23 protein-coding genes are annotated in these 23,916 nt (G+C 57.3%); 8 read left to right on the top strand and 15 right to left on the bottom strand.

Annotation, left to right across the window (positions count from 1 at the left end; genetic code table 11):
- Positions 1–46: 46 nt before the first annotated feature.
- Positions 47–1,534, bottom strand: a complete 1,488-nt coding sequence (locus tag AUC60_RS13470) for a helix-turn-helix transcriptional regulator (protein ID WP_087267960.1) — start codon at positions 1,532–1,534, stop codon at positions 47–49.
- Between the two features lie 278 nt (positions 1,535–1,812).
- Between AUC60_RS13470 and AUC60_RS13465 the strand changes: the two genes are divergently transcribed.
- Positions 1,813–3,066 (top strand): MFS transporter, encoded by a 1,254-nt coding sequence (locus AUC60_RS13465; protein ID WP_087267957.1) that lies wholly within the window; start codon positions 1,813–1,815, stop codon positions 3,064–3,066.
- A gap of 103 nt (positions 3,067–3,169) precedes the next feature.
- Here AUC60_RS13465 and AUC60_RS13460 read toward each other — a convergent pair whose 3' ends face one another.
- The 9 genes from AUC60_RS13460 to AUC60_RS13420 all read right to left on the bottom strand — a co-directional run bounded on the left by AUC60_RS13460 (position 3,170) and on the right by AUC60_RS13420 (position 11,347).
- Positions 3,170–4,216, bottom strand: a complete 1,047-nt coding sequence (locus AUC60_RS13460) for an AI-2E family transporter (protein WP_087267954.1) — start codon at positions 4,214–4,216, stop codon at positions 3,170–3,172.
- Between the two features lie 99 nt (positions 4,217–4,315).
- Entirely contained in the window at positions 4,316–5,134 is an 819-nt protein-coding gene (locus AUC60_RS13455) for a DUF4892 domain-containing protein (RefSeq protein WP_087267951.1), read from the bottom strand.
- 130 nt (positions 5,135–5,264) lie between these two features.
- Complete coding sequence (locus tag AUC60_RS13450; RefSeq protein WP_087267947.1) at positions 5,265–6,119, bottom strand: alpha/beta hydrolase; 855 nt, start codon at positions 6,117–6,119, stop codon at positions 5,265–5,267.
- Complete coding sequence (locus AUC60_RS13445; protein WP_087267943.1) at positions 6,116–6,913, bottom strand: alpha/beta fold hydrolase; 798 nt, start codon at positions 6,911–6,913, stop codon at positions 6,116–6,118. The genes AUC60_RS13450 and AUC60_RS13445 overlap by 4 nt, the downstream gene beginning before the upstream one ends.
- Before the next feature lie 118 nt (positions 6,914–7,031).
- Positions 7,032–7,475 carry a hotdog fold thioesterase gene (locus AUC60_RS13440; protein ID WP_087267940.1) on the bottom strand — a complete coding sequence of 148 codons (444 nt, stop codon included), beginning with the start codon at positions 7,473–7,475 and terminating at the stop codon, positions 7,032–7,034.
- 52 nt (positions 7,476–7,527) lie between these two features.
- On the bottom strand, positions 7,528–9,198 hold the full coding sequence (locus tag AUC60_RS13435; RefSeq protein WP_087267937.1) for an AMP-binding protein: 1,671 nt from the start codon (positions 9,196–9,198) through the stop codon (positions 7,528–7,530).
- A 302-nt stretch (positions 9,199–9,500) separates the two neighbouring features.
- Entirely contained in the window at positions 9,501–9,956 is a 456-nt protein-coding gene (gene sixA / locus AUC60_RS13430; protein ID WP_087267933.1) for a phosphohistidine phosphatase SixA, read from the bottom strand.
- Positions 9,953–10,297 carry a DUF4389 domain-containing protein gene (locus tag AUC60_RS13425; RefSeq protein ID WP_087267930.1) on the bottom strand — a complete coding sequence of 115 codons (345 nt, stop codon included), beginning with the start codon at positions 10,295–10,297 and terminating at the stop codon, positions 9,953–9,955. The genes sixA and AUC60_RS13425 overlap by 4 nt, the downstream gene beginning before the upstream one ends.
- Before the next feature lie 24 nt (positions 10,298–10,321).
- The gene (locus AUC60_RS13420; RefSeq protein WP_087267927.1) at positions 10,322–11,347 is read right to left on the bottom strand and encodes an NAD(P)H-dependent glycerol-3-phosphate dehydrogenase; all 1,026 of its coding nucleotides are present in this window, start codon (positions 11,345–11,347) and stop codon (positions 10,322–10,324) included.
- A gap of 313 nt (positions 11,348–11,660) precedes the next feature.
- Here AUC60_RS13420 and AUC60_RS13415 point away from each other — a divergent pair, with 313 nt between their 5' ends.
- The 6 genes from AUC60_RS13415 to AUC60_RS13390 all read left to right on the top strand — a co-directional run bounded on the left by AUC60_RS13415 (position 11,661) and on the right by AUC60_RS13390 (position 17,823).
- A complete protein-coding gene (locus AUC60_RS13415) occupies positions 11,661–12,521 on the top strand; it encodes an ABC transporter substrate-binding protein (protein ID WP_144443260.1) in 861 nt (286 codons plus the stop codon).
- Positions 12,518–14,446, top strand: a complete 1,929-nt coding sequence (locus AUC60_RS13410; protein WP_087267921.1) for a response regulator — start codon at positions 12,518–12,520, stop codon at positions 14,444–14,446. The genes AUC60_RS13415 and AUC60_RS13410 overlap by 4 nt, the downstream gene beginning before the upstream one ends.
- A gap of 219 nt (positions 14,447–14,665) precedes the next feature.
- Complete coding sequence (fabA, locus tag AUC60_RS13405; RefSeq protein WP_027898655.1) at positions 14,666–15,181, top strand: 3-hydroxyacyl-[acyl-carrier-protein] dehydratase FabA; 516 nt, start codon at positions 14,666–14,668, stop codon at positions 15,179–15,181.
- Positions 15,182–15,192: 11 nt separating this feature from the next.
- The gene (gene fabB / locus AUC60_RS13400) at positions 15,193–16,413 is read left to right on the top strand and encodes a beta-ketoacyl-ACP synthase I (RefSeq protein WP_087267917.1); all 1,221 of its coding nucleotides are present in this window, start codon (positions 15,193–15,195) and stop codon (positions 16,411–16,413) included.
- 139 nt (positions 16,414–16,552) lie between these two features.
- Positions 16,553–16,954: an OsmC family protein gene (locus AUC60_RS13395; protein ID WP_087267913.1), complete on the top strand. Its 402-nt coding sequence runs from the start codon at positions 16,553–16,555 to the stop codon at positions 16,952–16,954.
- A gap of 17 nt (positions 16,955–16,971) precedes the next feature.
- On the top strand, positions 16,972–17,823 hold the full coding sequence (locus tag AUC60_RS13390) for a pirin family protein (RefSeq protein ID WP_087267910.1): 852 nt from the start codon (positions 16,972–16,974) through the stop codon (positions 17,821–17,823).
- 96 nt (positions 17,824–17,919) lie between these two features.
- Here AUC60_RS13390 and AUC60_RS13385 read toward each other — a convergent pair whose 3' ends face one another.
- The 4 genes from AUC60_RS13385 to AUC60_RS13370 form a co-directional block, all read right to left on the bottom strand.
- On the bottom strand, positions 17,920–18,651 hold the full coding sequence (locus tag AUC60_RS13385) for a dienelactone hydrolase family protein (protein ID WP_087267907.1): 732 nt from the start codon (positions 18,649–18,651) through the stop codon (positions 17,920–17,922).
- A gap of 84 nt (positions 18,652–18,735) precedes the next feature.
- Positions 18,736–20,640, bottom strand: coding sequence for a molecular chaperone HtpG (htpG, locus tag AUC60_RS13380; protein ID WP_087268315.1), 1,905 nt, complete (start codon positions 20,638–20,640; stop codon positions 18,736–18,738).
- Positions 20,641–20,753: 113 nt separating this feature from the next.
- Positions 20,754–21,206, bottom strand: coding sequence for a PaaI family thioesterase (locus tag AUC60_RS13375; RefSeq protein WP_087267904.1), 453 nt, complete (start codon positions 21,204–21,206; stop codon positions 20,754–20,756).
- Entirely contained in the window at positions 21,203–21,667 is a 465-nt protein-coding gene (locus AUC60_RS13370) for a PaaI family thioesterase (RefSeq protein WP_087267901.1), read from the bottom strand. Before AUC60_RS13370 ends, AUC60_RS13375 begins: the two co-directional genes overlap by 4 nt.
- A gap of 167 nt (positions 21,668–21,834) precedes the next feature.
- Here AUC60_RS13370 and AUC60_RS13365 point away from each other — a divergent pair, with 167 nt between their 5' ends.
- Positions 21,835–22,092 carry a hypothetical protein gene (locus AUC60_RS13365; protein ID WP_087267897.1) on the top strand — a complete coding sequence of 86 codons (258 nt, stop codon included), beginning with the start codon at positions 21,835–21,837 and terminating at the stop codon, positions 22,090–22,092.
- Between the two features lie 122 nt (positions 22,093–22,214).
- Here the strand turns inward: AUC60_RS13365 and brnQ are convergent, their stop codons facing one another.
- A complete protein-coding gene (gene brnQ, locus AUC60_RS13360) occupies positions 22,215–23,528 on the bottom strand; it encodes a branched-chain amino acid transport system II carrier protein (protein WP_087267894.1) in 1,314 nt (437 codons plus the stop codon).
- Positions 23,529–23,916 lie beyond the last annotated feature (388 nt).

Genomic DNA, 23,916 nt, shown 5'->3' with positions numbered 1-23,916 from the left:
CGAATTTGCACTGGTGGCACTAGTGCATTTGCACTTTCGACTAGTGCTATTGCTTGTGTTTGTCACTCGCAAATAACGCCCGCTCGCGTGCCCAGACAATTGCCTCAGCCCGGCTGTGCACACCTAGCTTGGAGTACATGGTTGCCACGTGATTGCGTACCGTATTGGGCGCTAGCTTCAGGCGTGCGGCGATTTCCTTGTCGGCCAGACCTTCGCAGATCAATCCCAGCACATCCTTTTCCCGAGTGGTCAGGTCTGTCAGCGAACTGCCTGGCAATTGCGGAGCTTTGCCCTTCTTCACGTTGGCGAGTTTTTCGATCAGTGAACGGGCAAACCAGGAGGCGTCCTGCATGACTTCTTCGATGGCGGCGATCAATTCCAGGTCAGATCGCTTGCGCTCCGAAATATCCATGAGCACCAGCAGATAACAGGGGACGTCCTGAATGACCACCGTATCGGCAGACAGCACACAGTCGATGACCTCATCACCATGCTTGCGCACCTTGAGTTCCATGCCCTCGATGCTGCCGACTTTCTTCAAGACATCGAAAATCTGTTCACAAGTCTTTTTGTCGTCAATGAAGCCGAGTTCCTGAATGGATCGGCCCGTCAATTCCTGAGCGGTAAAACCGGTGGTATTGATGAAGGCATTGTTCACCTCGACGACAAACTGCGACTCGGCATTGCACACCAGAGTCGGCACGGGTGTCAGCCGAAAAGCCTTGGCGAAGCGCTCTTCGCTCTGGCGCAACGCAGTTTCAGTTTTGCGACGAGGTTCCATGTCCATGAATGAAAACAGCATGCAGTCATCTTCATTGATATCCAGCGGCTGCCCGGCGACGATCACCAGCTTGCTGCCGCCATCGGGTAGTTTCAGCTCGGCTTGCATCTGCGGGATGGTGCCACCGTCGTTGAGACGCTCGATGGCCAAATCCTTGCGCTCGGCATTTTCCAGCACGTCCAGTTCATAAACCGAACGGCCTATCACTTGCTCGCGGCTGTAGCCGGTCATTTCCAGAAACCCCGGGTTGACCTTGATGTAACGCAAATCGCTCAGCCGACAGATAACAGCCGGTGCTGGATTGGCCGCGAACGTGCGCTCGAAACGCTGCTCGGCACTGGCCAGTTCAGTGGCATCGGTAATGATCAGCGCCATTAACTCCGGCTCACCGGAGCGGCCGTCCAGAACCATGCTACGCACCCGATGCACCCAGCACTTCTCTTCATCGCTTACTGGTCTGACCTCCACAACGACATCACTGAAGGATTCCCCTTGGGCGATTCGGCTGATCGGGTAGTGGTCCAGCGAAAGCGGGTGATTGTTGCGATAGCGCAGATGGAACCGCGACGCATATTCTCTGACGTTACGACCCAGCTCCTTGACATGATTGACACCGTGCATCGCCAGCGCGGACTCATTGGCCCACAGAATGCTCTGATCCAGTTCGATCAACAGCACCCCGTCCGACAGGCCACCAATAATGCTCTGCAGTTGTCGACGATCGGTTTCTCTCTCAAGGACTGTCTGACTCATGGTTCCTCCATTCCATGCCAACGAGCGCCCTGCACGCGGCGCAGCAGCCACGGCGGATCATTGCTCAACGTCGGTATGACAGTGGACCCTTGCCGGGAATTCCAAATAATTCAACGGTGTCCGGCTGGAATCTAACTCCTGTTACAGCCCTACGCGATTGCATGGAACCGTTGGAACGCTTCACCCAGGTGATCGTATTCAGATGAAAACTTGCGCCGACGCAAACCTTTTTCGAAGCGGCGGCTCCAAGCTCAATCATCGACCAATCGAGACATCCCGTGGACGCCCTTACCCAACGCCGTAATAACCGTTCACTGGATGCTCTGAATTTCTTTCTAGCCGACGTTCGCGACGGACTTGGACCTTATCTGGCCATCTACCTGCTGGCGGTTCATCACTGGGACCCGGCCAGCATCGGCGTGGTCATGACAGTTGCCGCGATAGCGGGCCTGGTCACCCAAGGACCGGCAGGCGCGCTGATCGACAGCACCCATTACAAACGCGCAGTGGTCGCGGTGGCTGCGCTGCTGGTGACGGCAAGTTGCCTGGTGCTGCCCTTTACCTCCTCGGTCAGCCTGATTGCCATCACCCAAGCGGTCAGCGGGATCGCCGCATCGGTGTTCGTCCCGGCCATCGCCGCCATTTCGCTGGGAATTACTGGCCCCAAAGCATTCACCCGCCGAACCGGACGCAACGAAACCTTCAACCACGCGGGTAACGCCTGCGCAGCGATGCTGGCTGGCGGCTTTGCATACCTTTTCGGCCCTATCGCAGTGTTTTATCTGATGGCGGCAATGGCAATCGCCAGCGTCATTGCAGTCAGTTGCGTGTCGGCCAAGGCGATTAACCATGATGTGGCCCGCGAGCTGAGCCCTGGAGATGCGCAGCACGGCGCTCAGCCTTCCGGCTTCAAAGCATTGGCAAGCAACAAAACGCTGCTGTTATTTGCCGCCTGCTGCGCCCTCTTCCACTTGGCAAACGCAGCGATGCTGCCGTTGGTGAGCCAGAAGCTGGCACAGGTAAATCTGCAATTGGCGACGCCATTGACCTCGGCCTGCATCGTCGCGGCCCAATGGGTCATGGTGCCCATTGCGCTGCTGGTGGGGGCCAAGGCTGACGTGTGGGGGCGCAAACCATTGCTGCTGGCAGGGTTTCTGATCCTGCCAATACGCGGTGTGCTCTATGTGCTGTCCGATAACCCTTTCTGGCTGGTCGCCGTGCAATTGCTTGACGGTATAGGTGCAGGACTGTTCGGCGCGTTGTTTCCACTGGTGGTAAAGGACCTGACACAAGGGACTGGACGCTTCAGCGTGAGCCTTGGGGTCATCTCCACGATATTCGGTCTGGGCGCGGCGCTGAGCAACGGTCTGGCCGGACTCATCGTCCAGCATGCTGGCTACAACGCGGCGTTTCTGACCCTTGCGGCCATCGCCACGGCAGCACTGCTGTTGCTGCTGGCGATGCCGGAAACGCTAAACACCTCCGAGCGTCCGGGAGAAACGACGGACTCCGCCCTCCCGCAGACGGTGTGAAAACTAATGCGCTCGGCAATACTGCGTGAGAAAACAGCCGAAAAAATGCTCATTTTCGCTACGTTTTCACACAGCCTTCCCGGCCGCATGATGCTGGATCACATCAACTCCTGGCTGGACGCTCACTGCGCGCCCAGTCGGTGACCAGACTGTAACCCACAGCCAATAGCGTCGGGCCAATGAACAGGCCGATGAAGCCGAACGCCAGCAAACCACCGAAGACACCCAACAATACGATCACCAGCGGCAGGTTACCGCCGCGACTGATCAGGTAAGGCTTGAGCACGTTGTCGACACCACTGATGATGAACGTGCCCCAGATGGCCAGGAAGACGGCCATTCCATAGTTACCATTCCATGCCAGCCACGCCGTCGCAGGAATCCACACCAGCGGTGGTCCCATCGGGATCAGGCTGAACATGAACGTCATGATGCCCAGCACCAAAGCGCCCGGCACGCCGGCAATCAGGAAACCGATCAACGCCAGCACCGCTTGCGCGGCAGCGGTACCGATCACGCCGTTGACGACTCGCTGAACGGTGCCTGCCACCAGATCCAGGTAATACTGCGCCCGGTCACCGATCAAACGTTCCAGCAAACGCAGCACAAAAGCCGCCAATCGCGGGCCGTCGCGGTAGAAGAAGAATACAAACACCAGGCTCAGGGTCAGTTCGAGAATTCCGCCCCCGATCTGCGCACTGCGCGCCAACAGCCAGTTACCCACCTGACCAAGATACGGCTTGATGGTCGTCATCATTGCCGCGCCCTGTTCATCAATGCTGTTCCAGAATGCGACCAGCCGCTCGCCAACCAATGGAACACTGCCCAACCAGCCGGGTGGATCGGGCAGACCGTCGACCTGGATATCCTTGACCAGCGCTGTTGCATCACGCACATGGTCAGCCAGATTGAAGCCAAGCCAGACCAGCGGCGCGGCGACCAGAACCATCCAGCCCAGACTCAGGATCAATGCCGCAAGCGACTCGCGGCCGTCGAGCCAGCGTGTCAGCAAGCGCATCAGCGGCCAACTGGCAAATGCCAGCACCGCGCCCCAGAACAGCACCGACCAGAATGGCGCCATCACCCAGACACAGGCACCGAGCAGCGCCAGGAGCAGGATCTGCACCAACAGGCGATCGTTATTGAACATGAGCAGTTTCCAAAAGAAGGGTCAGGACATCAGAAGTGAAGCATAACGGCGAACAGTGACAACGTCAGTGTCCGCCGTGGACCAGCGTATGAGCTGCGTTCAGCGAATGAGTTCGATAAGCAGGCCAGGTGAATCGCCGCTCCCTGCTTCCAGACGGGCCGCTCGTACCCCTTTGCTGACCAGCGCCTGACGCCATGCTTCGGCTTGCGGGCCGGATACCGTGGCGCGCAGGCTGCTGTCGAGATTCAGACCACGGGACAATAGCGTCAGCCATGCGTCCTGAGGCTCACCCACCAGCTTGGGCAGAGCCAGCTTGCCGGTGCTTTTCAATTGCCTGAGCAGCGTACCCGAAGTGGGCATCAGGTCGCCCAGTGGCGCGGCGGAGTCGAACTGTTCGACATGCAGGTAGGCCCGGCGATTACCGCGGGTGATGCTGTAGAGAGCGACCAGGGTATCGGCTTTGGGCTCGGCCAGACGCAGCAGCAGATAAGCCTGCTGCTCATCAGCGCCGTACAGCTTGGCATTGCCGAATACCTCGTTGGCCCACAGGCTGCTTTCACCGCAGTCCCGGGCCTGACACCAGAACAACAACTCGGCATTTTGCGCCTGCAAGGCTTCACGTGCAGCCGTGAAAGCCTCATAGGACGTGCGTTCAGCAGGCAACTGATAGGTCACGCCGGTCACATTGCCCCTCGCGCTGACCTGGCCGTCAAAGCGCAACTGGCCACTGATCTTTCGGATCGAGCCCATGGGATAGATGCGTTCCAGCTCGGAAGCCGGACGATAATCGACAATTTCGGCGTCGGTCAGCCTTGGCACGATCTGCAGATCGCTGCTGCCGGGGACATCGGCAGCCCATAACGATGTGCTGAATGCAGATGCACACAACGCCACTCCAAGCGCGCGAGTAAAACCCATAGACGCGCTCATCGCGGCACGTTCAGGGAAATAGCGTTAACGGGCAGTTCAAAGGGTACAACGATACATAGATCCATCATGATTGATTCCTGTTTCAACCCGCTCAGCCTCGGCAGTTGCCTTGCGCAAGTCAAGGCGCAGCGAAGAAGCGATTGAAACAGTCTGCAACAGCGCTTGCCCCGGCTTCATCATTCAAATGCAAATGATGGCCTCCTGACAGGCCCGTAACCTCAAAAGGCAGCCCTGAAAGCAGCGATTCGTTCTGCGCCAGCAACCCTTGAGAAGCTACTACCAAATGTGTCGGACAGCGGATTGCGTCGACAAACGCCATCGCTTGTTGGCGAGTGATACGAATCGCCGAGGGCAACATCAGGCGTCCGTCACTGCGCCAGGTGTAACCACCCGGCACAGGCATCAAACCACGCTGAGCGAGTAACTCAGCGGCCTCACGCGTGACAGCGACCGCGCCCTTCATTCGTGCGCAGATGGCTTGATCCTGATCGGGATAAACCGGCTTGCGCTTGTTTGCCAGCCGAAGTTGCGCCTGCAAGGATTTACCCAATTGCCCTGGCGCATCATCGGCCTCGCCCATAGGCGGAATAAGACCGTCGATCAACGCCAGCCGCGAAACACGTTCGGGCAACGCTCCGGCCAGGAACACCGAAATAATTGCTCCCAGAGAATGGCCGAGCAACGAAAACTGCTGCCAGCCGAGTTGCTCGGCGACTTGCAGCACGTCATGAACGTAATCCGCCAACGCATAGCCCGCCCCCGTTGGCCGGTGACTTGAATGCCCATGCCCCGCGAGGTCCAACGCAACAATACGCAAGCCGTGAAGCCGCGGGGCCAGACGCGCGAAGCTGTTGGCATTATCGAGCCAGCCATGCAGAGCGATCACTGGCAGGCCATCCTCGGGACCAAACAGATGGGCAGCCAATTCGATGTGCGGCAGACTCAGGCGAACCTCTTCGACTGATTGGCTCATACGCGAGCGCCTGCGGCCCATCGGCTAAACAAAGACTTGAGCATCTGTGCGGTCGCTTCAGGCTGCTCCAGTGGAAACATGTGTCCGCCCGGCATCGACAGATATTCGCCCAAAGGCATTCGCCTGACAGAGCGCGCATGGTGGCGCATGACCACTCGGCTGTGCTCACCACGCACCATCGCCAGCGGCACTTTGAGCTGCCGCGAAGGCCCAGGACTGGTGTGCGGCACACTGCGGTAGATACTGATTTCCGTAGCAGGGTCGAAACGCAGGCGCAGCTGTTCGCCATCGCTTCGCAAGCCGTGCTGCAGATAGGCATCGAGACACTCGGGATCAAAGCGACGGAACAGGGTTTTGCCAGAGAAGTAACGACGCGCCGATTCAAGATCGGCAAACGCTTCGCGACGCCCCAGCGTACGCCCGGCCGGGGTAATGCGGTCAATAAAACCAAAGCGCTTGGCGGCGCGGATCATCCATTGATCCGCCAGGGTCAGCACCGGGGAATCAAGCATGACGACGCCGCGATACAGTTCCGGGCTGCGCATCGCCGCATGCAAGTGCAATACGCCGCCCAAGGAATGACCCACGCCCCAGACGGGTTCAGGCTGCTCGCGCAAATGGTGAATCAGCTCATCCACCAGATTTAGCCAGTTGTCATCCACCGGGAAACGCGGGTCATGGGCATGTTGTTCCAGATGGCTAACGGCGTAGTCCGGCGCGAGCGCGGAGAATAGCTTGCCATAAGTGCCGGACGGAAAACCGTTGGCGTGAGCGAAGAACACCTGTTGCGACATGCCGGAGCACTCATTGAGCCAAATCAGTTGCGATTGTGCGCAATGAGCTGCTCACTCGGCAATGATCGTAATGGCCATCGCACACGACGATCCGGCCACCATACGGCATAACCGGCACCTAACGCGCCGGAGGTTCCTGCCCCAGCGGTACCACGGCAACGGTCAACCGCGAGATGCAACTCGCCTTGCCATCCTCGCTGGTCAAACGAATATTCCAGACATGAGTGGTGCGACCGATGTGCACCGGGTACGCCACGGCCGTTACCCGACCACTGCGCACGCCGCGCAGATGGTTGGCATTGACCTCAATGCCGACGCAGAAGTATTTGCTGGTATCGATGCACAGATAGCTGGCCGACGAGCCCAGAGATTCAGCGAGCACCACCGAAGCACCGCCATGCAGCAGGCCATAAGGCTGATGAGTGCGATGGTCGACCACCATACTTGCGGTCAGGGAGTTCTCAGTAAAAGACTCGAAGCGAATATCGAGCAGTTCGAGAATGGTGTTCTTACTGTTGGCATTCAGTTGTTCAAGATCCGGGGTTTCGCGCCACAGGCCCATATTCAATCCTTGTTATGAAGCGCCCGAACACTGAGCGCTGGAATTCATCGCCTCACTCCTGCCAGACCACCGTTTCCGGTCGTGCGCTCCATTCCTGAAAGCGCTCGCCATAGACGGCTTCGATCACCGTGCGTTTGATCTTCAAGGTAGGAGTCAGGAAACCGTTTTCGACCGCCCAACTATCTTTCACCACCACTAGCCTGTGCAAGCGTGAATGTTTGTCGAGTTCGGCGTTGACCCGTTCCATTAGCGTTGCCAGGCTTTGATCCAAGGCCGCGCGTCCCGTACCAGCGGCCCCTTGCGTCTCGCACATTGACAGCACGCAAACCCCAAGAGGCGCGACCAGCCCCTCCCCGACGACGCAGACCTGTTCAATCCGCGAATGCATGGCTAACAGGTTTTCAATGGGGGCCGGCGCGACGTACTTGCCCTTGCTCGTCTTGAAGATTTCCTTGAGCCGCCCCGTCAGGCGCAAATAGCCCTCGGGGTCCTGCTCACCCTTGTCTCCGGTGCGCAGGAATCCGTCATGGGTGAACGTCTCAGCGGTTTTCAGCGGGTCCTTGAAGTAGCCGAGCATGTTGGCCCCGCTACGCACCAGCACCTCCCCGTTATCCGCAATCCTCACCTCAACCTGCGGACAGGGCTGGCCAATCCAGCCGGGCTTGTGCTTTGCGGGTCGACCAATATGCGAGTAACCACAGCTCTCGGTCATGCCGTAGACCTCCAGTACGTCCAAACCCAGCCGCCGATACCAATGCAATAGCGTCTGCGGCACGGGCGCGGCGCCGGACAGGGAAACCTTCAGGGCATCCAGTCCCAACCCTTTGAGCACTTTGCGGCCTATATGCTTGCCAACCACGGGCAGGCTCAACAGCAGATCCAGGCGCGCAGCGGGAATCTTACTGAATACGCCCATCTGAAACCTGGTCCAGATACGAGGAACGGCGAACAGTAAGGTTGGCCTTGCACGCTTCAGATCAGGGAGAAAAGTGTCGAGGCTCTGGGCAAAAAAAACCGTTTGCCCGCCATATAGCGACGCCAGCTCAACAAACATTCGTTCAGCAACATGGCATAACGGTAAGTATGAAAACAGCCGGTCCTTTTCGCCCAGGCCGAAGATGCTGCTGCCATAAGTTGCAGCGAAGGCCAGAGTGCCGAAACTGTGCATCACCCCCTTGGGCATGCCGGTTGTGCCGGGGGTATACATGATCGTGGCCAGTTGATCAGCGTGCCCATAGGGGTTGTCCTTGATGGGCTCCCAGCTCTGCAAATCCTGCCAGGTGAAGTCGAACTGCGCGTCAGCCGGACAAATTGGCAGGGCTATGGTTGGCAGGCCAACCTTGATTGCGCGGCTCATGGCTGGCCAATCGTCGAGCTTGCCGACAAACACCAGCGCCGCCTCGGAATGTTCAAGCACCTGGGCGACGGAATCGGCCGTCAGATTGGGATACAACGGCACCGACACATGCCCGGCCATCCAGATCGCGAGATCGGCAATGATCCAGTGAGCGCAGTTTTTGGAAATGATCGCGATGGTGCTACCCGCAGGGAGTCCTCGCCGTCGCAACCAATGCGCCGCACGCCGCGCCTGATCGCCTGCTTCGGACCAGTTCAAGGACTGCACTCGCCCGTCAGCCAGAGGCTGAACCAGATAGCGTGTGTCAGGGTACAGAGCCTCACGGTCATAGAAGCGGCTCAAAGGCAAAGCTACGGCGATAGTCATTGCGACTCACTCCTTGTTATTTTTATTTGGAGCAAGCGTAGTCGACCAAGCAGTTGCTTGGTTGCCGACTATCTGAAAGGGGATTCAGGCACTGACTGCCAGGCTGGAGCGGTGTAAAGCTGGTGAAACAGAGCCTCGCGCCTCCAGAGTCGCACTCTTTGCTGGAACGAGGATTGCCCGCGAATCAGACAACAAGGTGTGTCAGTAAAACCTTGTCATTGCTCTTCGCGGGCAAGCCTCGCTCCAACGGGTTTTAGCCCCTGTGGGCGTTGCTTGCACGGGATTTGGCCAATGGACAAAAATCAAACGTGTCGCACGCTCACCAGCTCCATCGCTCCAGCCAGGGCACACTCACCTCTCAACTCCGCCAGACTGGCCGTACTCATCGGCTGCGGATGCTGATGACTGCCATGCACGGCGAGTCCGATCAGCGCGCCCACCAAGGGTTGATGGCTGACCAGCAACACATCGTCAGCGGCGTAAGCGGCCAGGTGCCCCAGCACTTTGCCGGGATCACTTTCCGGAGTCAGCCAGGGCACGATGACCACAGCATCACTGAACCCCAACGCCTGACGCACCAGCTCAGCGGTCTGCTGCGCCCGCACATAAGGGCTTACGAGAATGCGCGTCAGGGGTTTACCCAACAGGTGAGCTGCACTTTGCAACACCTCTTCACGACCATGGCCGGTCAGCTCGCGCTGCGAATCACTGCGCGCATGCGCCTGGGCCTCACCATGGCGCAATACCCATAGCTTCACAGCTTGGGTTCCTCATCACGTACTGGATGCGCGGCAGGAGGAACACTGTGCGGTGCCTCACCCTCAGGCACTCGAGGTGCCGGCCAGTCAGCAAACGGCCAAGGCTTCTGGTCACTGTGAAAAGTACCGAAACGGCCGATCTGTGCGAGAAACTGGCTCAGGCTGTCACCAAAGTTCATCAGGCTGCCACTTGGCGCACCGTAGATAAGGCGATAGCCCAACTGGACCAGCACCACGCCTGCCAGCAGCAACTCGGCCAGTTGCCAGATCACTACAAACACCACCATCCAGAGGACGCGCAGCAAAATCGATTCGTCTTGCTTGTTTTTCGGTTCGTTCAAGATCTTCTCCCGGTATGAGTGGCTTCAGTTGAAACCGGTGATGGAGATAAAGTCCACATCCGTTTTTGGCTCGGCACGCATCAACTGCTCAATGACTTGATTCAGCGTACGTCCCTCGAAAAGAATTGCATGCAGGCCCGCGACCAGTGGCATGTACACCTGCAGCTCATGCGCCTTGACCTTAAGCACCTTGAGGGTATTGACGCCCTCGGCGACTTCACCGAGCCGGTTGACCGCTTCTTCAAGACTCAAGCCCTGCCCCAGCGCAAACCCGACCTGATAGTTGCGACTTTTCGGCGAAGAGCAGGTCACGATCAAGTCGCCGACCCCGGCCAGCCCCAGGAAAGTCATGGGATTAGCGCCCTGGCTAACGGCGAACCGGGTCATTTCTGCTAGTGCCCGAGTGATCAGCATGCTCTTGGTGTTTTCGCCCATGTCCAGCGCCACTGCCATTCCGGCGATGATTGCATAGACGTTTTTCAGCGCCCCGCCCAACTCCACGCCAAAGCGATCGGCACTGGCGTAAACCCGGAACGTCCTGCCGTGCAGCACTTCCTGAACCTGCCGGCACAAGTCTTCGTCTTCGCTGGCAACCACTGTTGCCGTCAATGCATGCTCTGCGATTTCACGCGCCAGATTAGGACCAGACAACACACCGATACGGGCGTTGGGGGCGATATCTTCAATGATCTGGCTCATCAACTTGAAGGTCTGCGCCTCAATGCCTTTGGTCAGACTGACCAGCATTTTGCCCGTCAGGCGTTCCACATGAGGCGCCAACACACTGCGCAATGCACTCGAAGGCAGAGCAACGAAAACCAGCTCGCACTCATCCAGCGTCGCCGCCAGGTCTGTGACCGGTTCAACCAGAGGCAGAATCTTGATGCCCTTGAGGTATCGAGGGTTCTCGCGATTGACACGAATGGCCTCGGCCTGTTCCGGGTCGCGCATCCATTGACGGACCTGACGGCCGTTTTCCGCCAGCAAGTTGGCCACTGCGGTACCGAAGCTGCCGCCACCTAGAACCGCAACAGGTTGCTGTGTGGTCATAAAGACATCCATCTAGAGCCATCTCATCTGGCGATGCAGGCATTATACGGAGCATGGCGATGGCGGCCAGTGACAACCTTCGTCTTGCTGCGATCATGGGTGTTGGGGGCAGCATCTTTTATGCAGCTCAATAACGAAAATGTACCCAAAAACCACTACACCAAAAACCACCCGAACTACACCCTGCGTGGCAACAAGCCGTGTCTCGGTTAACATGCCGGGCATGATAATTGCGGTAACTGGACGAACAGGTATGGACACGGCTGTAGCTTTCTTGGGCAGATTTCTGCGCTGCACCGCAATAGCGGCACTGATGTGGGTGAACTGCAGCGCTGCGTCAGCGGCCGAGATTTTGCTGACTGCTGCCAGAACCAGCCCGAGCATCCAGAGCTTTGTGAACGAGCTAAGCCTGCGCCGCCCAAGCGATCAGATCCGTTTTGTCGAAACCGATAAAATGCCTTCGCCCGGCAAAATCAGCGAGCACACGCGGCTCGTGCTTCTGGACACCGCAAGCCTGGACTGGCGCCTGGGCGATAGCGAGGGCCCGCGGGCGCTGGTACTGCGTGTCAGTCGGATTCAGGCCCACGAACGACTGGGTGAAAAGCGCCCACCGGCTTTGAGCCTGTTGTGGAGCGATCCACCGGTCACGCGCCAATTGCTATTGATTCGGCATCTGATGCCGCAAGCCAGAGAGATCGGCGTTCTGTTCAATAACAAAAGCCAGTTCCTGCTCAAGGAGTTGCGCCATGCGGCACTCTCCATGGGGTTGCGGGTTATTTCCCAGCCCTGGACACCTAACGCCGAAAGCCAGTCGCTGCAGAGTCTGCTAAGTCGCAGCGATGTGTTACTTGGGCTCGACGACCCGGATTTGTATAACGCCAGCACCGCGAAAAAGCTTTTGCTCAGCAGCTACGCCCATCAACAGGCGTTGCTTGGGCCTAACGCAGCATTTGTCAAAGCCGGAAGCCTGGCCAGCACCTATAGTGATGAAGTCGACTGGCTGGATACGCTGGACGCCCTGCTGAACAAGACGCCTGAGCAATGGCCGCGCGCGCAATATCCGCGGCATTTCAAAGTACTGAGCAACCCGCGGGTTGCCCAATCGTTAGGCATCATTGCGATTGACGATGCTGCAGTGACAACCAGCCTGAGTCAGGCGGAGCAGCAGCCATGAAAGTGAGTCGTCATTGGGATATCAACACCCGTACACAAATGATCAGCCTGGGTCCGGCGCTACTGCTGACGCTGCTGTTGATCTGCTTTTTTACCTTTGTACGTATTCAGGATCTGCGACAGGAACTGAATCACACCGGCCAACTGATCGCTAATCAATTGGCTCCAGCATCGGAATACGGCGTGATCGTCGGCAACGATGAAGTCCTCAAGAGCTTGATGCGCGCGACCCTGTCGACACCTCACGTGCGTTTTATCGAGGTTCAGGACAAGCTCAACAAAGTGTTGGTGTATGTCGAGCAATCCGACGATGCCGGCGCCCACCCCAAACAGGTGGAGATCTTCCAGGCGCCGATTCGCTCTCAACAAATCAAGCTGGGCAAGGACTTCCTCGGCAACCATGAGGACACCGTCAGCGCCGCTCAGGACTATCTGGGTCGGGTGTTGGTCGGCATGTCCAATGAAGCTTTCAGCGAACGTCAGCAGGAGATTCTGCTCAAAGCCGGGATTCTTGCGCTGTTCGCATTACTGTTCACGTTTATCCTCGCCAGGCGCCTGGCGTCGAGCCTGTCCCAGCCCATCAGCGCCATGGGCGACGCTGTAAAAGCGATCCAGCAAGGGGATTACCGGACACCACTTCCCGTGCCTGACGATGCGGAGCTGGGTGATCTGGCAAGACACATCAATAACCTCGCCGCCAACCTGGAGAAAGCCAGTCGTGAACAACAGCATTTCATCGAGCAATTGATTCAGGCCAGAGAAGAAGCTGAGCGCGCCAACGGCGCAAAATCAGAGTTCCTGGCGATGATGAGCCATGAATTGCGCACTCCAATGAACGGTGTGCTGGGTATGCTGCAGTTGATGGAGACCACGCAGATGAGCGAGGAGCAGGCCGAGTATTCGGCACTCGCGACCGAGTCTACCGAGCATTTACTGCGAGTGATTAACGACATTCTCGACTTCTCCCGGTTCGAGCGGCACTCGCTGGAGATGGAAAATATCCCGTTCAATCTTGCAGAACTGGTGAGCACCTCCAGCCAGGCGTTCAGCCATGACGCGCAGCAGCGCAACCTGTCGCTGCAATTGCATATTCAACCCGGGCTGGATCATCTAAGGGTTCAGGGCGACCCGACCCGGGTCAGGCAGATTCTGGTCAACCTGATAGGTAACGCACTTAAATTCACCGAACAAGGCAGCGTTGACATAGAGGCTCAGTACGAACCACTGGAGCCGGGACGGATTCTTTTTGTGTGCCATGTGCGCGACAGCGGGATCGGTATTCGCCCAGAGCAACTGGAGTCCATGTTCGATGCTTTCCAGCAGGCCGACAGTTCAATCTCAAGACGCTATGGGGGTACAGGATTGGGGCTGCCCATCGCCCGCACGCTGGCGGAGCGCATGAACGGCACCCTGCGCGCGCAAAGCGCCGAGGGCTATGGCTCGCTGTTTACTCTGGAAGTCCCGATGAGCGTCTTGCCCGAAGTAGCCGACACTCCAGAGCAGGCCAACCCGCAGATCGATACCGATGGCGGGCAGCGTAATGTGTTGCTGGTGGAAGATAACGAGGTCAATTGCGCGGTGATTCGCGCCATGCTGCATAACCTCGGCTACCAGGTCGCCGTCGCGAGGGATGGCGCACAAGCGGTGAGCATGGCGGGCAGTGGACAATACGCGGCGATTTTCATGGATTGCCGACTGCCGGTCATGGACGGCTACGAAGCCACACGCCACATTCGCCAATTACCGGGCCTGGGTGAGATGCCGATTATCGCCCTGACCGCCAACGCATTGCAGGGCGATCGCGATGCCTGTTTACAGGCGGGAATGAGTGACTACCTGGCAAAACCCTTCAAACGTACTGATTTACAGCAGGTTTTACAGAAATGGATACCCGTTCGGGCATCTGTGACTGGCGATAATTGTTAAATTGCGGCAGTCTTGTCCGCTAAATCGACCTTGATGGTCGGCTGGATGGCAAATTTCAGTGCACAAGTGTACTTTCATTTCCCTTGTGCTGTGACTTTCACTACAACGCAATAGTCTATGAGTAGGCTGCCGGCAGACCCCTGGCGAGTCAGCCGGCCAGGACTGGCTTCTGGGGACACATCGCCCCACCCTGCCGCACAAGATTATTGAGGAGCTCGCATGACCAAACAAAACGCCTTTACCCGGGAAGACCTGCTGCGCTGCAGTCGCGGTGAGCTGTTCGGCCCAGGTAACGCGCAACTGCCCGCCCCTAACATGCTGATGGTTGATCGGATCACCCATATCAGCGAAGAGGGTGGCAAGTACGGCAAAGGTGAATTGGTCGCTGAGCTGGATATCAATCCGGACCTGTGGTTCTTCGCCTGCCACTTCGAAGGTGACCCGGTGATGCCAGGCTGCCTGGGCCTTGATGCCATGTGGCAGTTGGTTGGCTTCTTCCTGGGCTGGCAGGGCCTGCCGGGCCGTGGTCGCGCACTGGGTTCGGGCGAAGTAAAGTTCTTCGGCCAGGTCTTGCCGACCGCCAAAAAAGTTACCTATAACATTCAGATCAAACGCGTCCTCAAGGGCAAGCTGAATCTGGCCATCGCTGATGGTTCGGTCACTGTCGACGGTCGCGAGATCTACACCGCCGAAGGCCTTCGGGTCGGCGTCTTCACCTCCACTGACAACTTCTAAGGGTTATCCGCATGCGCCGCGTCGTTATCACTGGTCTGGGCATCGTTTCGTGCTTGGGCAATGACAAAGAGACCGTCTCCGCCAACCTGCGTGCAAGCCGCCCTGGCATCCGTTTCAATCCGGAATATGCCGAAATGGGTCTGCGTAGCCAGGTTTCCGGCTCCATTGACCTCAACCTTGAAGAGCTGATCGATCGCAAGATCTATCGCTTCGTTGGCCACGCGGCAGCTTATGCCTATCTGGCCATGAAAGACGCCATCACTGATTCGGGCCTCACCGAGGAGCAAGTCTCCAACCCGCGTACCGGCCTTATCGCTGGCAGCGGTGGTGCATCGACCCTGAACCAGATGGAAGCGCTGGATATCCTGCGCGAAAAAGGCGTCAAGCGCGTGGGCCCATACCGCGTTACGCGGACCATGAGTAGCACGGTCTCCGCGTGTCTGGCCACGCCGTTCAAGATCAAGGGCCTGAACTACTCCATCGCTTCTGCCTGCGCCACCAGTGCTCACTGCATCGGTACCGCCATGGAACAGATTCAGATGGGTAAACAGGACATCGTGTTTGCCGGTGGTGGCGAAGAAGAGCATTGGAGCCAGTCGTTCCTGTTCGACGCCATGGGCGCACTGTCCAGCAAGCGCAACGACACTCCAGAACAAGCTTCCCGCGCATACGACGCTGACCGTGATGGCTTCGTCATCGCTGGCGGCGGCGGCATGGTCGTGGTTGAAGAGCTTGAACATGCTCTGGCCCGTGGCGCCAAGATCTACGCTGAAATCGTGGGTTACGGTGCAACTTCCGACGGCTACGATATGGTCGCACCAAGTGGCGAAGGCGCAATCCGCTGCATGCAGATGGCCCTGTCCACCGTTGAAGGCCCTATCGACTACCTGAACACTCACGGCACTTCGACTCCGGTCGGCGATGTCAAAGAGATGGAAGGCGTTCGTGAAGTGTTTGCTGGCAATGCCCCAGCCATCAGCTCCACAAAGAGCCTGTCGGGTCACTCCCTGGGCGCCGCCGGCGTTCACGAAGCGATTTACTGCATGCTGATGATGGAAGGCAATTTCATTGCTGGCTCGGCCAACATCGACGAACTGGATCCAGCTGTCGCCGACATGCCGATCCTGCTCAAAACCCAGGAAGATGCAAAAATCGACCAGGTCATGAGCAACAGCTTCGGCTTCGGTGGCACCAACGCTACGCTGGTCATGAAGCGCTGGCAGGGCAAGTAATTCTGCCCCTGCTGTAGAAACAGCTTCAGCTGTGTAAAAAGGCGCCTTTCGAGGCGCCTTTTTTATGAGCACCGATTTTATAGGCTGAGTAACCGCTATGCGGGTAGGATATTTTCCTTTGCCTACAGCCGAGGCCGCCATGCCTGTCATCGTCAGCACCGTTACACCTGACGGGTTTCGTCACAAGATCGATATCAACCAGCAGCACGAAGTGTTCACTGACCTGCCTGTTGATTTGGGTGGTGAAAACTCCGCGCCCTCCCCTCATGATTATTTCGATGCAGCGCTGGCTTCGTGCAAGACACTGACCGTCAAGCTGTACGCGAAGCAGCATGACATCCCCCTGACAGGCGTCACCGTCAAGGTCACTCACGATGACAGCGAAGAGAGACAGGGCAAGTACCGCCTGAACGTCGAACTTTCCCTTGAAGGAGCTCTCAGCGAACAACAGCGCACAGTGTTGCACCGCATCGCGGATCGCTGCCCCGTTCATAAGCTGATGACCACCGCAGAGATCAGCATCAACACCCAACTGGTCTGACTACCGAGTACCGCCTGATGCTTACCATCAAACCTCGCGCCGAAGACGTTGAAGGCCAGCCTATTCTGCGCCCCCTGCCCTCCGCCAAATGTCGCAATGTCGGCCCGTTTGTATTTTTCGATCACATGCTGGAAACCGACTACGCGCCAGGTCAAGGCATGGATATTCGCCAGCATCCGCATATCGGCCTGTCGACGCTGACGTATCTGTTCGAAGGTCGCCTTCTGCACAAAGACAGCCTCGGAAGCAATCAGCAAGTCGCTCCCGGCGAGGTCAGCTGGATGACGTCAGGCGCAGCCATCGCACACATCGAGCGCACGCCCGCCGACCTCTTGGCCAGCGGCTCACGCATGCACGGCTTGCAGGTGTGGCTGGCTTCGCCCAAAAGCCACGAGACAGGCGAAGGTCATTACAGTCATCACCCAGCCAGCAGCCTGCCGCAGAGCGATAACCTGGGCATTCTGATTCGGATGATTGCAGGCAGCGGCTTCTGCCTGACCTCGCCAGTGCCGGTGTTGTCGCCGACGATCTATGCCGAACTGCATCTGCAAACTGCGACCACGCTACTGATCCCGACAGAACACGAAGAACGAGCACTGTATGTACTCAGCGGTGATGCGTCAGTGGACGGCGAAGCGCTGGAACCCCGGACGCTGGTCGTACTGGAGCCGGGTCAGGAGGTGAATCTGTGTGCGGAAAGTGAGTGCCACGCGGTATTGATCGGCGGCGCACCACTGGATGGGCCACGACGCATGAACTGGAATTTCGTCGCCAGTGATCCGGCGCTGATTGAACAGGCCAGAACCCGCTGGGCGGCTGGAGACTGGCCAACGGTGCCTGGAGAGATTGGCAGGATTGAGCTGCCATAACAGCGAACAGAATTTGTAGGAGCTGCCGAAGGCTGCGATAGCGGTGTGTCTGAGCGAATGCATTCGCAGCCTTCGGCAGCTCCTACAAATACGTCGTTAGTCTTTGAACACTTCATCCAGCAGGTTATGCATCGACACAAAGGCGCGCTTGGCGGTCTTTTCGTCGTACTGCATCATGCCAGGCGTCTGCGCATGAGGGTCGGTGAACGAGTGTACCGCCCCGCCGTAGCTCAGCAACTGCCAGTCCACACCCGCAGCATTCATCTCAGCTTCGAATGCTGGCAACTGCTCTTTCGGCACCAATGGATCTGAAGCACCGTGCAGCACCAATACCGCACCCTTGATGTTTTTCGCATCAGCCGGGTTCGGCGTGTCCAGCGTGCCATGGAAGGACACAGCTGCTTTCAGGTTTGCTCCGGTGCGAGCCAGCTCCAGGGAGCAACAACCGCCGAAGCAGAAACCGAAAGTAGCAACTTTGTCGGCATCAACCGGCGCATCGGTCTGAGCCAGCAGTTGATCCAGGGCAGCCTGCATGCGCTTGCGCAGCAGAGCACGATCATCCTTGAGCGGCATCATCGCAGCGCCAGCCTGATCGTTGTTCTGCGGACGCGTGCCTTGACCGTAAAGGTCGGCCAGGAACACCACATAACCCTGTTCGGCTACCGCCTGAGCAATCTTCTCCGCGCCTTCGCTGACGCCCATCCAGTTAGGAGCCATTAACAGGCCAGGACGAGACGACGCATCACCCGAGTCGAATACCAGGCGGCTTTCGTAAGGCTGACCGTCGATCTGGTACACCACTGAACGCACAGTAACGTTACTGCTCATCGTTGACTCCTCAAGTAATGAAAGACAAATGGGTAGAGCACAATCAGAAAACCCGCCGAAGCGGGTTTTCTTTGACTCGGAATATTAAACCGACAACTCGACCAATAACTTGTTCAGACGGCGCACGTAAGCCGCCGGATCTTTCAAGCTGTCACCGGCCGCCAACGCAGCCTGATCAAACAGGATGTGCGACAGATCACCAAAACGCTCTTCGCTCTGCTCGGCGTCCAGCTTGCCGATCAGTGGATGCGCCGGGTTGAATTCGAAGATCGGCTTGGAGTCTGGAACCTTCTGGCCGCTGGCCTCAAGGATCTGACGCATCTGCAGGCCAAGATCAGCCTCACCAATGGCCAGGATTGCCGGAGAGTCAGTCAAGCGATGGGAAACCCGTACTTCGCTGACGGATTCACCCAGAGCTGCTTTCAGACGCTCAACCAGACCTTCTTTGTCCTTGGCGATTTCTTCCTGGGCTTTCTTGTCCTCTTCGGAATCAAGCTTGCCCAGATCCAGATCACCGCGTGCCACATCAACAAAACCTTTGCCGTCGAAATCGCTGAGGTAGCTCATCAGCCACTCGTCGATACGGTCGGTCAACAGCAATACTTCGATGCCTTTCTTGCGGAAGACTTCAAGGTGCGGGCTGTTCTTGACCTGTGCGTAGGTTTCACCGGTGAGGTAGTAAATCTTGTCCTGACCTTCCTTGGCGCGAGCCAGGTATTCGGCCAGAGAAACGATTTGCTCGCCGCCCTCTTCGTGAGTCGAGGCGAAACGCAGCAGACCGGCGATTTTCTCTTTGTTGGCGAAGTCTTCTGCCGGGCCTTCTTTCATGACCTGACCGAAGTTTTTCCAGAAGCCTTTGTATTGCTCAGGCTCGTTTTTCGCCAGTTTTTCCAGCATGTCCAGCACACGCTTGGTCAGCGCCGACTTCATCGAATCGATGATCGGATCTTTCTGCAGAATTTCACGCGAAACGTTCAGGGACAGGTCATTGGAATCGACCACGCCTTTGACGAAGCGCATGTAAAGCGGCAGGAACGACTCAGCCTGATCCATGACAAACACGCGCTGCACGTACAGCTTCAGGCCGCGCGGTGCTTCACGTTGATACAGATCGAACGGCGCACGAGCAGGCACGTAAAGCAGCGAGGTGTACTCCAGCTTGCCTTCGACCTTGTTATGACTCCAGCTCAGCGGGTTCTCGAAGTCGTGGGCGACGTGCTTGTAGAACTCTTGATACTCCTCGTCCTTCACCTCGGTGCGAGGACGAGTCCACAGCGCGCTGGCACGGTTGACCGTTTCCCACTCAAGCGCCGGAGCCTCTTCGCCTTCGGCGGCAGCGGATTCCTTCGGCAGCTCAATCGGCAACGCGATGTGGTCGGAATATTTCTTGATGATGTTGCGCAGACGGTAACCGTCCGCGAACTCGTCTTCACCGCTCTTGAGGTGCAGAACGATGCGGGTACCGCGTTCGGCTTTCTCGACGTTGGCAACTTCAAACTCGCCTTCGCCTTTGGAAGACCAGTGCACGCCCTCGCTGGCAGGTGTGCCGGCGCGACGGCTGAATACTTCAACCTGATCGGCAACGATAAAGGCCGAATAGAAGCCCACACCGAACTGACCGATCAAGTGCGAATCTTTTTTCTGATCGCCGGACAGGTTTTTCATGAAATCAGCGGTGCCGGACTTGGCGATGGTACCCAGATGGGTGATCACATCGTCACGGTTCATACCGATACCGTTGTCTTCCAGCGTGACGGTTTTCGCTTCCTTGTCGAAGCTCACGCGGATTTTCAGCTCAGAGCCGCCTTCGAGCAGGTCCGGTTTGGACAGCGCTTCGAAGCGCAGTTTATCGACGGCGTCAGAGGCGTTAGAGATCAACTCGCGAAGGAAGATTTCCTTGTTGGAATACAGCGAGTGGATCATGAGGTGCAGCAATTGCTTCACCTCGGTCTGGAAGCCCAGGGTTTCCTTTTGAGTTTCCACACTCATGGTCATCAAACTCCAATCAGATGGCATAAGCCGCCAGCTACAAGCCGGAACCTGTATCTGGCGGCGGGTTGTCATCAAGGTGGGGGCTGGGTCCCGGATTTCAAGGGCTCAACTTATTCGATCTGCAAGTCTTCGATTTTGAAATGCGCACGTGCGGTTGCGATAGGTTCTGCTGCCGTGGTCTGCCAGGCGGTAATGCCCACGTTCGTTACACGTCGCCCCTGCCGCCAGACCTGACACTGAACGTAGGTGTCGCGGTAGAGACCGGCGCGTAGATAGTCCACCGAGAAATCGATGATTTTCGGCAACTGCGCAGTGCCCATGCCGATCATGAGATGCAGGCACGCAGATAACTCCATGAAACCGGCGATCACTCCGCCGTGCAACGCGGGAAGCAGTGGATTGCCCACATTGCCCTGAATCGCGGGCAGGCAGAAAATCAAATCATCACCCTGGCGAGAGCATCTGACACCGATGAGTCGTGCGTAGGGAATGCTGTCGAGCAGCAGCGAGAAATCACCGGAGACCTGAGCCAGGCGTGCTTGCTCCTGAAGATCAATCGTCATTGACCACCTCCGGCAAACGCACGGGTCCCGATGACCCCCTTGCCCAACCGCATGAACGTACCCACCACATGAGCAATCGGTTGCTGCGGATCATCCTGCCATGCAAAGCCTCGAATGAAGAGCACCTCTGGCGTGACCCTGTAACACTGCGCAAAGCCGAATACATCCTGATGAGGCGTCGCGGCGCTCATGTAGTCGATGCGCAGGTCCAGTGTCGGGCAGACTTCGAATTCCGCCAGCACGCAAAGAATCGAGATACCGCATGCACTGTCCATCAAAGAAGTCAGCGCCCCGCCATGTATAACGCCAGTCTGCGGATCACCAATGATTTTCTCGGAATAAGGCAGCACCAGTGTCATGCCGTTTGCATCGGCACTGACTACTTGCAATCCAAGCACCTGACAATGGGGCAAGGCAGAGAGAAAACGTTTGGCACGCTCAAACACAAGGGTTTCATTCATAGGGCTCACAACTATTTTTATAGTTTGATTGAAAGTTGCTGCCATTCAGCATAGCCGCTCGGTTATGCGCCCGAAATACAAATTCAGTCCGCTGGCAAAAGAGTTGGAACTTAATTTAATGCCCAAGGCTCTTAGGCTCGTAGATATTCAATAAGGAGAAACACCCCATGCGCAATACTTTAGCTTATGCCTTGATGCTCTCTGCCACCTTGGGCCTTGCCGCGTGCGACAAGAAATCCGAGAACACTCAACAAGATGCGAACAAAGCAGCTCAAGAATCCCAGGAGTCGATGCAAAAGGCTCAGGACAAAGTGAACGACGCTGCCAAAGAAAGCCAGGAAGCCGCTCAGAAGAATGCCGAAGCGGACGCACAGCGCGCCCAGGAAGCTGGCAAGACCACTCAAGATCCAGCGACCACCAAGTAAGCCGAAAAGTTTCCCCGACTTTTCAGATAATAAAGCCCGCTATAAGCGGGCTTTATTAGTTGCGAGTTTAATAACCTCACCTGTCGATATTATCCCGTGCGCTTATCGCAGGCCATTAAACCTCAGGCCAGCGCCTCGCTGCGCTTGCCGATAACACGATCACAGACAAACGCTACGCACAGAACAATGATTGCGGGTATCAACCACGCCAGCCCTTGTTCACTCAGCGGCAAATCGCTCAAGACGTGCGGCAAGTAATCCGCGAAACCGGCACCTTTGATTGCATCGATCAGACCGAATATAAACGCCACCAGCATCACAGGCGCGACGATACGCCCCTGGGAATACCAGAAACCTTTGCAGAAGCTCAGCGCGACCAGCACGATGCAGGGCGGATAGATCGCCGTCAGCACGGGGATGGAAAAAAGGATCAGCTTGGTCAGGCCCAGGTTAGAGACCAGCAGCGAAAATGCCGCAAGTATGATCACCAGGGTTTTATAGGAGAGCGGCAGCACCTTGGCAAAGTACTCGGCGCACGCACACGTCAGCCCTACCGCAGTCACCAGACAAGCCAGCGAGATCAGCACCGCGAGGAAGCCGCTCCCCAAAGAACCGAAGGTATGTTGCACGTAGGCATGCAACACCGCCGCGCCATTGCTCGCCCCTGCCGCGACGGCATGGCTCCCGGAGCCAAGACGGAACAGGCTGATATACACCAGCGCCAACCCCACCCCGGCAATCAATCCGGCAATGATCGCGTAGCGAGTGATCAGACGCGGCGACTCCACACCACGGGAGCGAATGGCATTAACAATGACGATGCCGAACACCAAGGCACCCAACGTATCCATGGTCAGGTAACCATTGATAAAGCCCTGGGAAAATGGCGCAGCGACATAAGCTGGCTCAGCGACACCGATGTCTCCTGCGGGCAATGCAAAAGCTGCAATCCCCAATACCGCCAGCGCGATGATTTTCAGCGGCGCCAGAAATCGTCCAACTGTGTCCAGCAAACGGCCTGGGTAGAACGACACCCAGAGTACGATCAGGAAGTACACCAGACTGTAAAGAAACAACGCTGTCGCGCTGTCACCCGTCAAGGGCGCGAGACCGACTTCGAATGAGACGGTTGCCGTACGTGGCGTGGCGAACAGCGGGCCTACGGCCAGATAGCAGACAGCTGCGAGGATACTGCCAGCGACCTTGCCAATGGGACTGCTCAGCGCATCCATCGCGCCGCCGACTTTGGCCAGCGCGATGACGGTGACCACTGGCAAGCCTACCGCAGTGACCAGAAAGCCAAGCGCGGCCATCCACACGTTCGGCCCGGCCTCCAGCCCTACGATAGGCGGGAAGATGATGTTGCCAGCCCCGACGAACAGGGCAAACGTCATGAAACCCAGTGCCAGGATGTCCTGACCTTTCAACACTTTCATTGAGAAAACCACACTTCAGAATCGGAATTGGAGGGCGATTTCCCGTGAATGGGGGAAATTCATGCCGGTCCTTTTAGGACGAGCCGCTGTGCGACGGCTCCTTGTGAGACCCGCGATGCACAAAATGGCGGCTAGCCTAACCAATTTGCGTGTTTATTGCACTAATAGAGGGCGAAGCGGCCGATGAACGCACGGTTGGGGGTCGAAGTGTCGACATCAATTTCTGTGGCGGGATTTTTGTGTACATATCCATTGGTGGGTATTGGCTGATATTGGTTGCGCCCTTACGGCGCCTCACTTTTGGGCCCAAAAGTAAGCAAAAGGCTCTTGCCCCACCACTGGGTCCCTCGCCTAGGCTCGGTATGCCCGTAATCCGACACTGCTGCGT

Origin of the sequence: Pseudomonas caspiana (assembly GCF_002158995.1) — a bacterium.
Taxonomy (GTDB): domain Bacteria; phylum Pseudomonadota; class Gammaproteobacteria; order Pseudomonadales; family Pseudomonadaceae; genus Aquipseudomonas; species Aquipseudomonas caspiana.
Note: the sequence above shows the minus strand (reverse complement) of the source record. Positions and strands in the feature narration are given on the sequence as shown.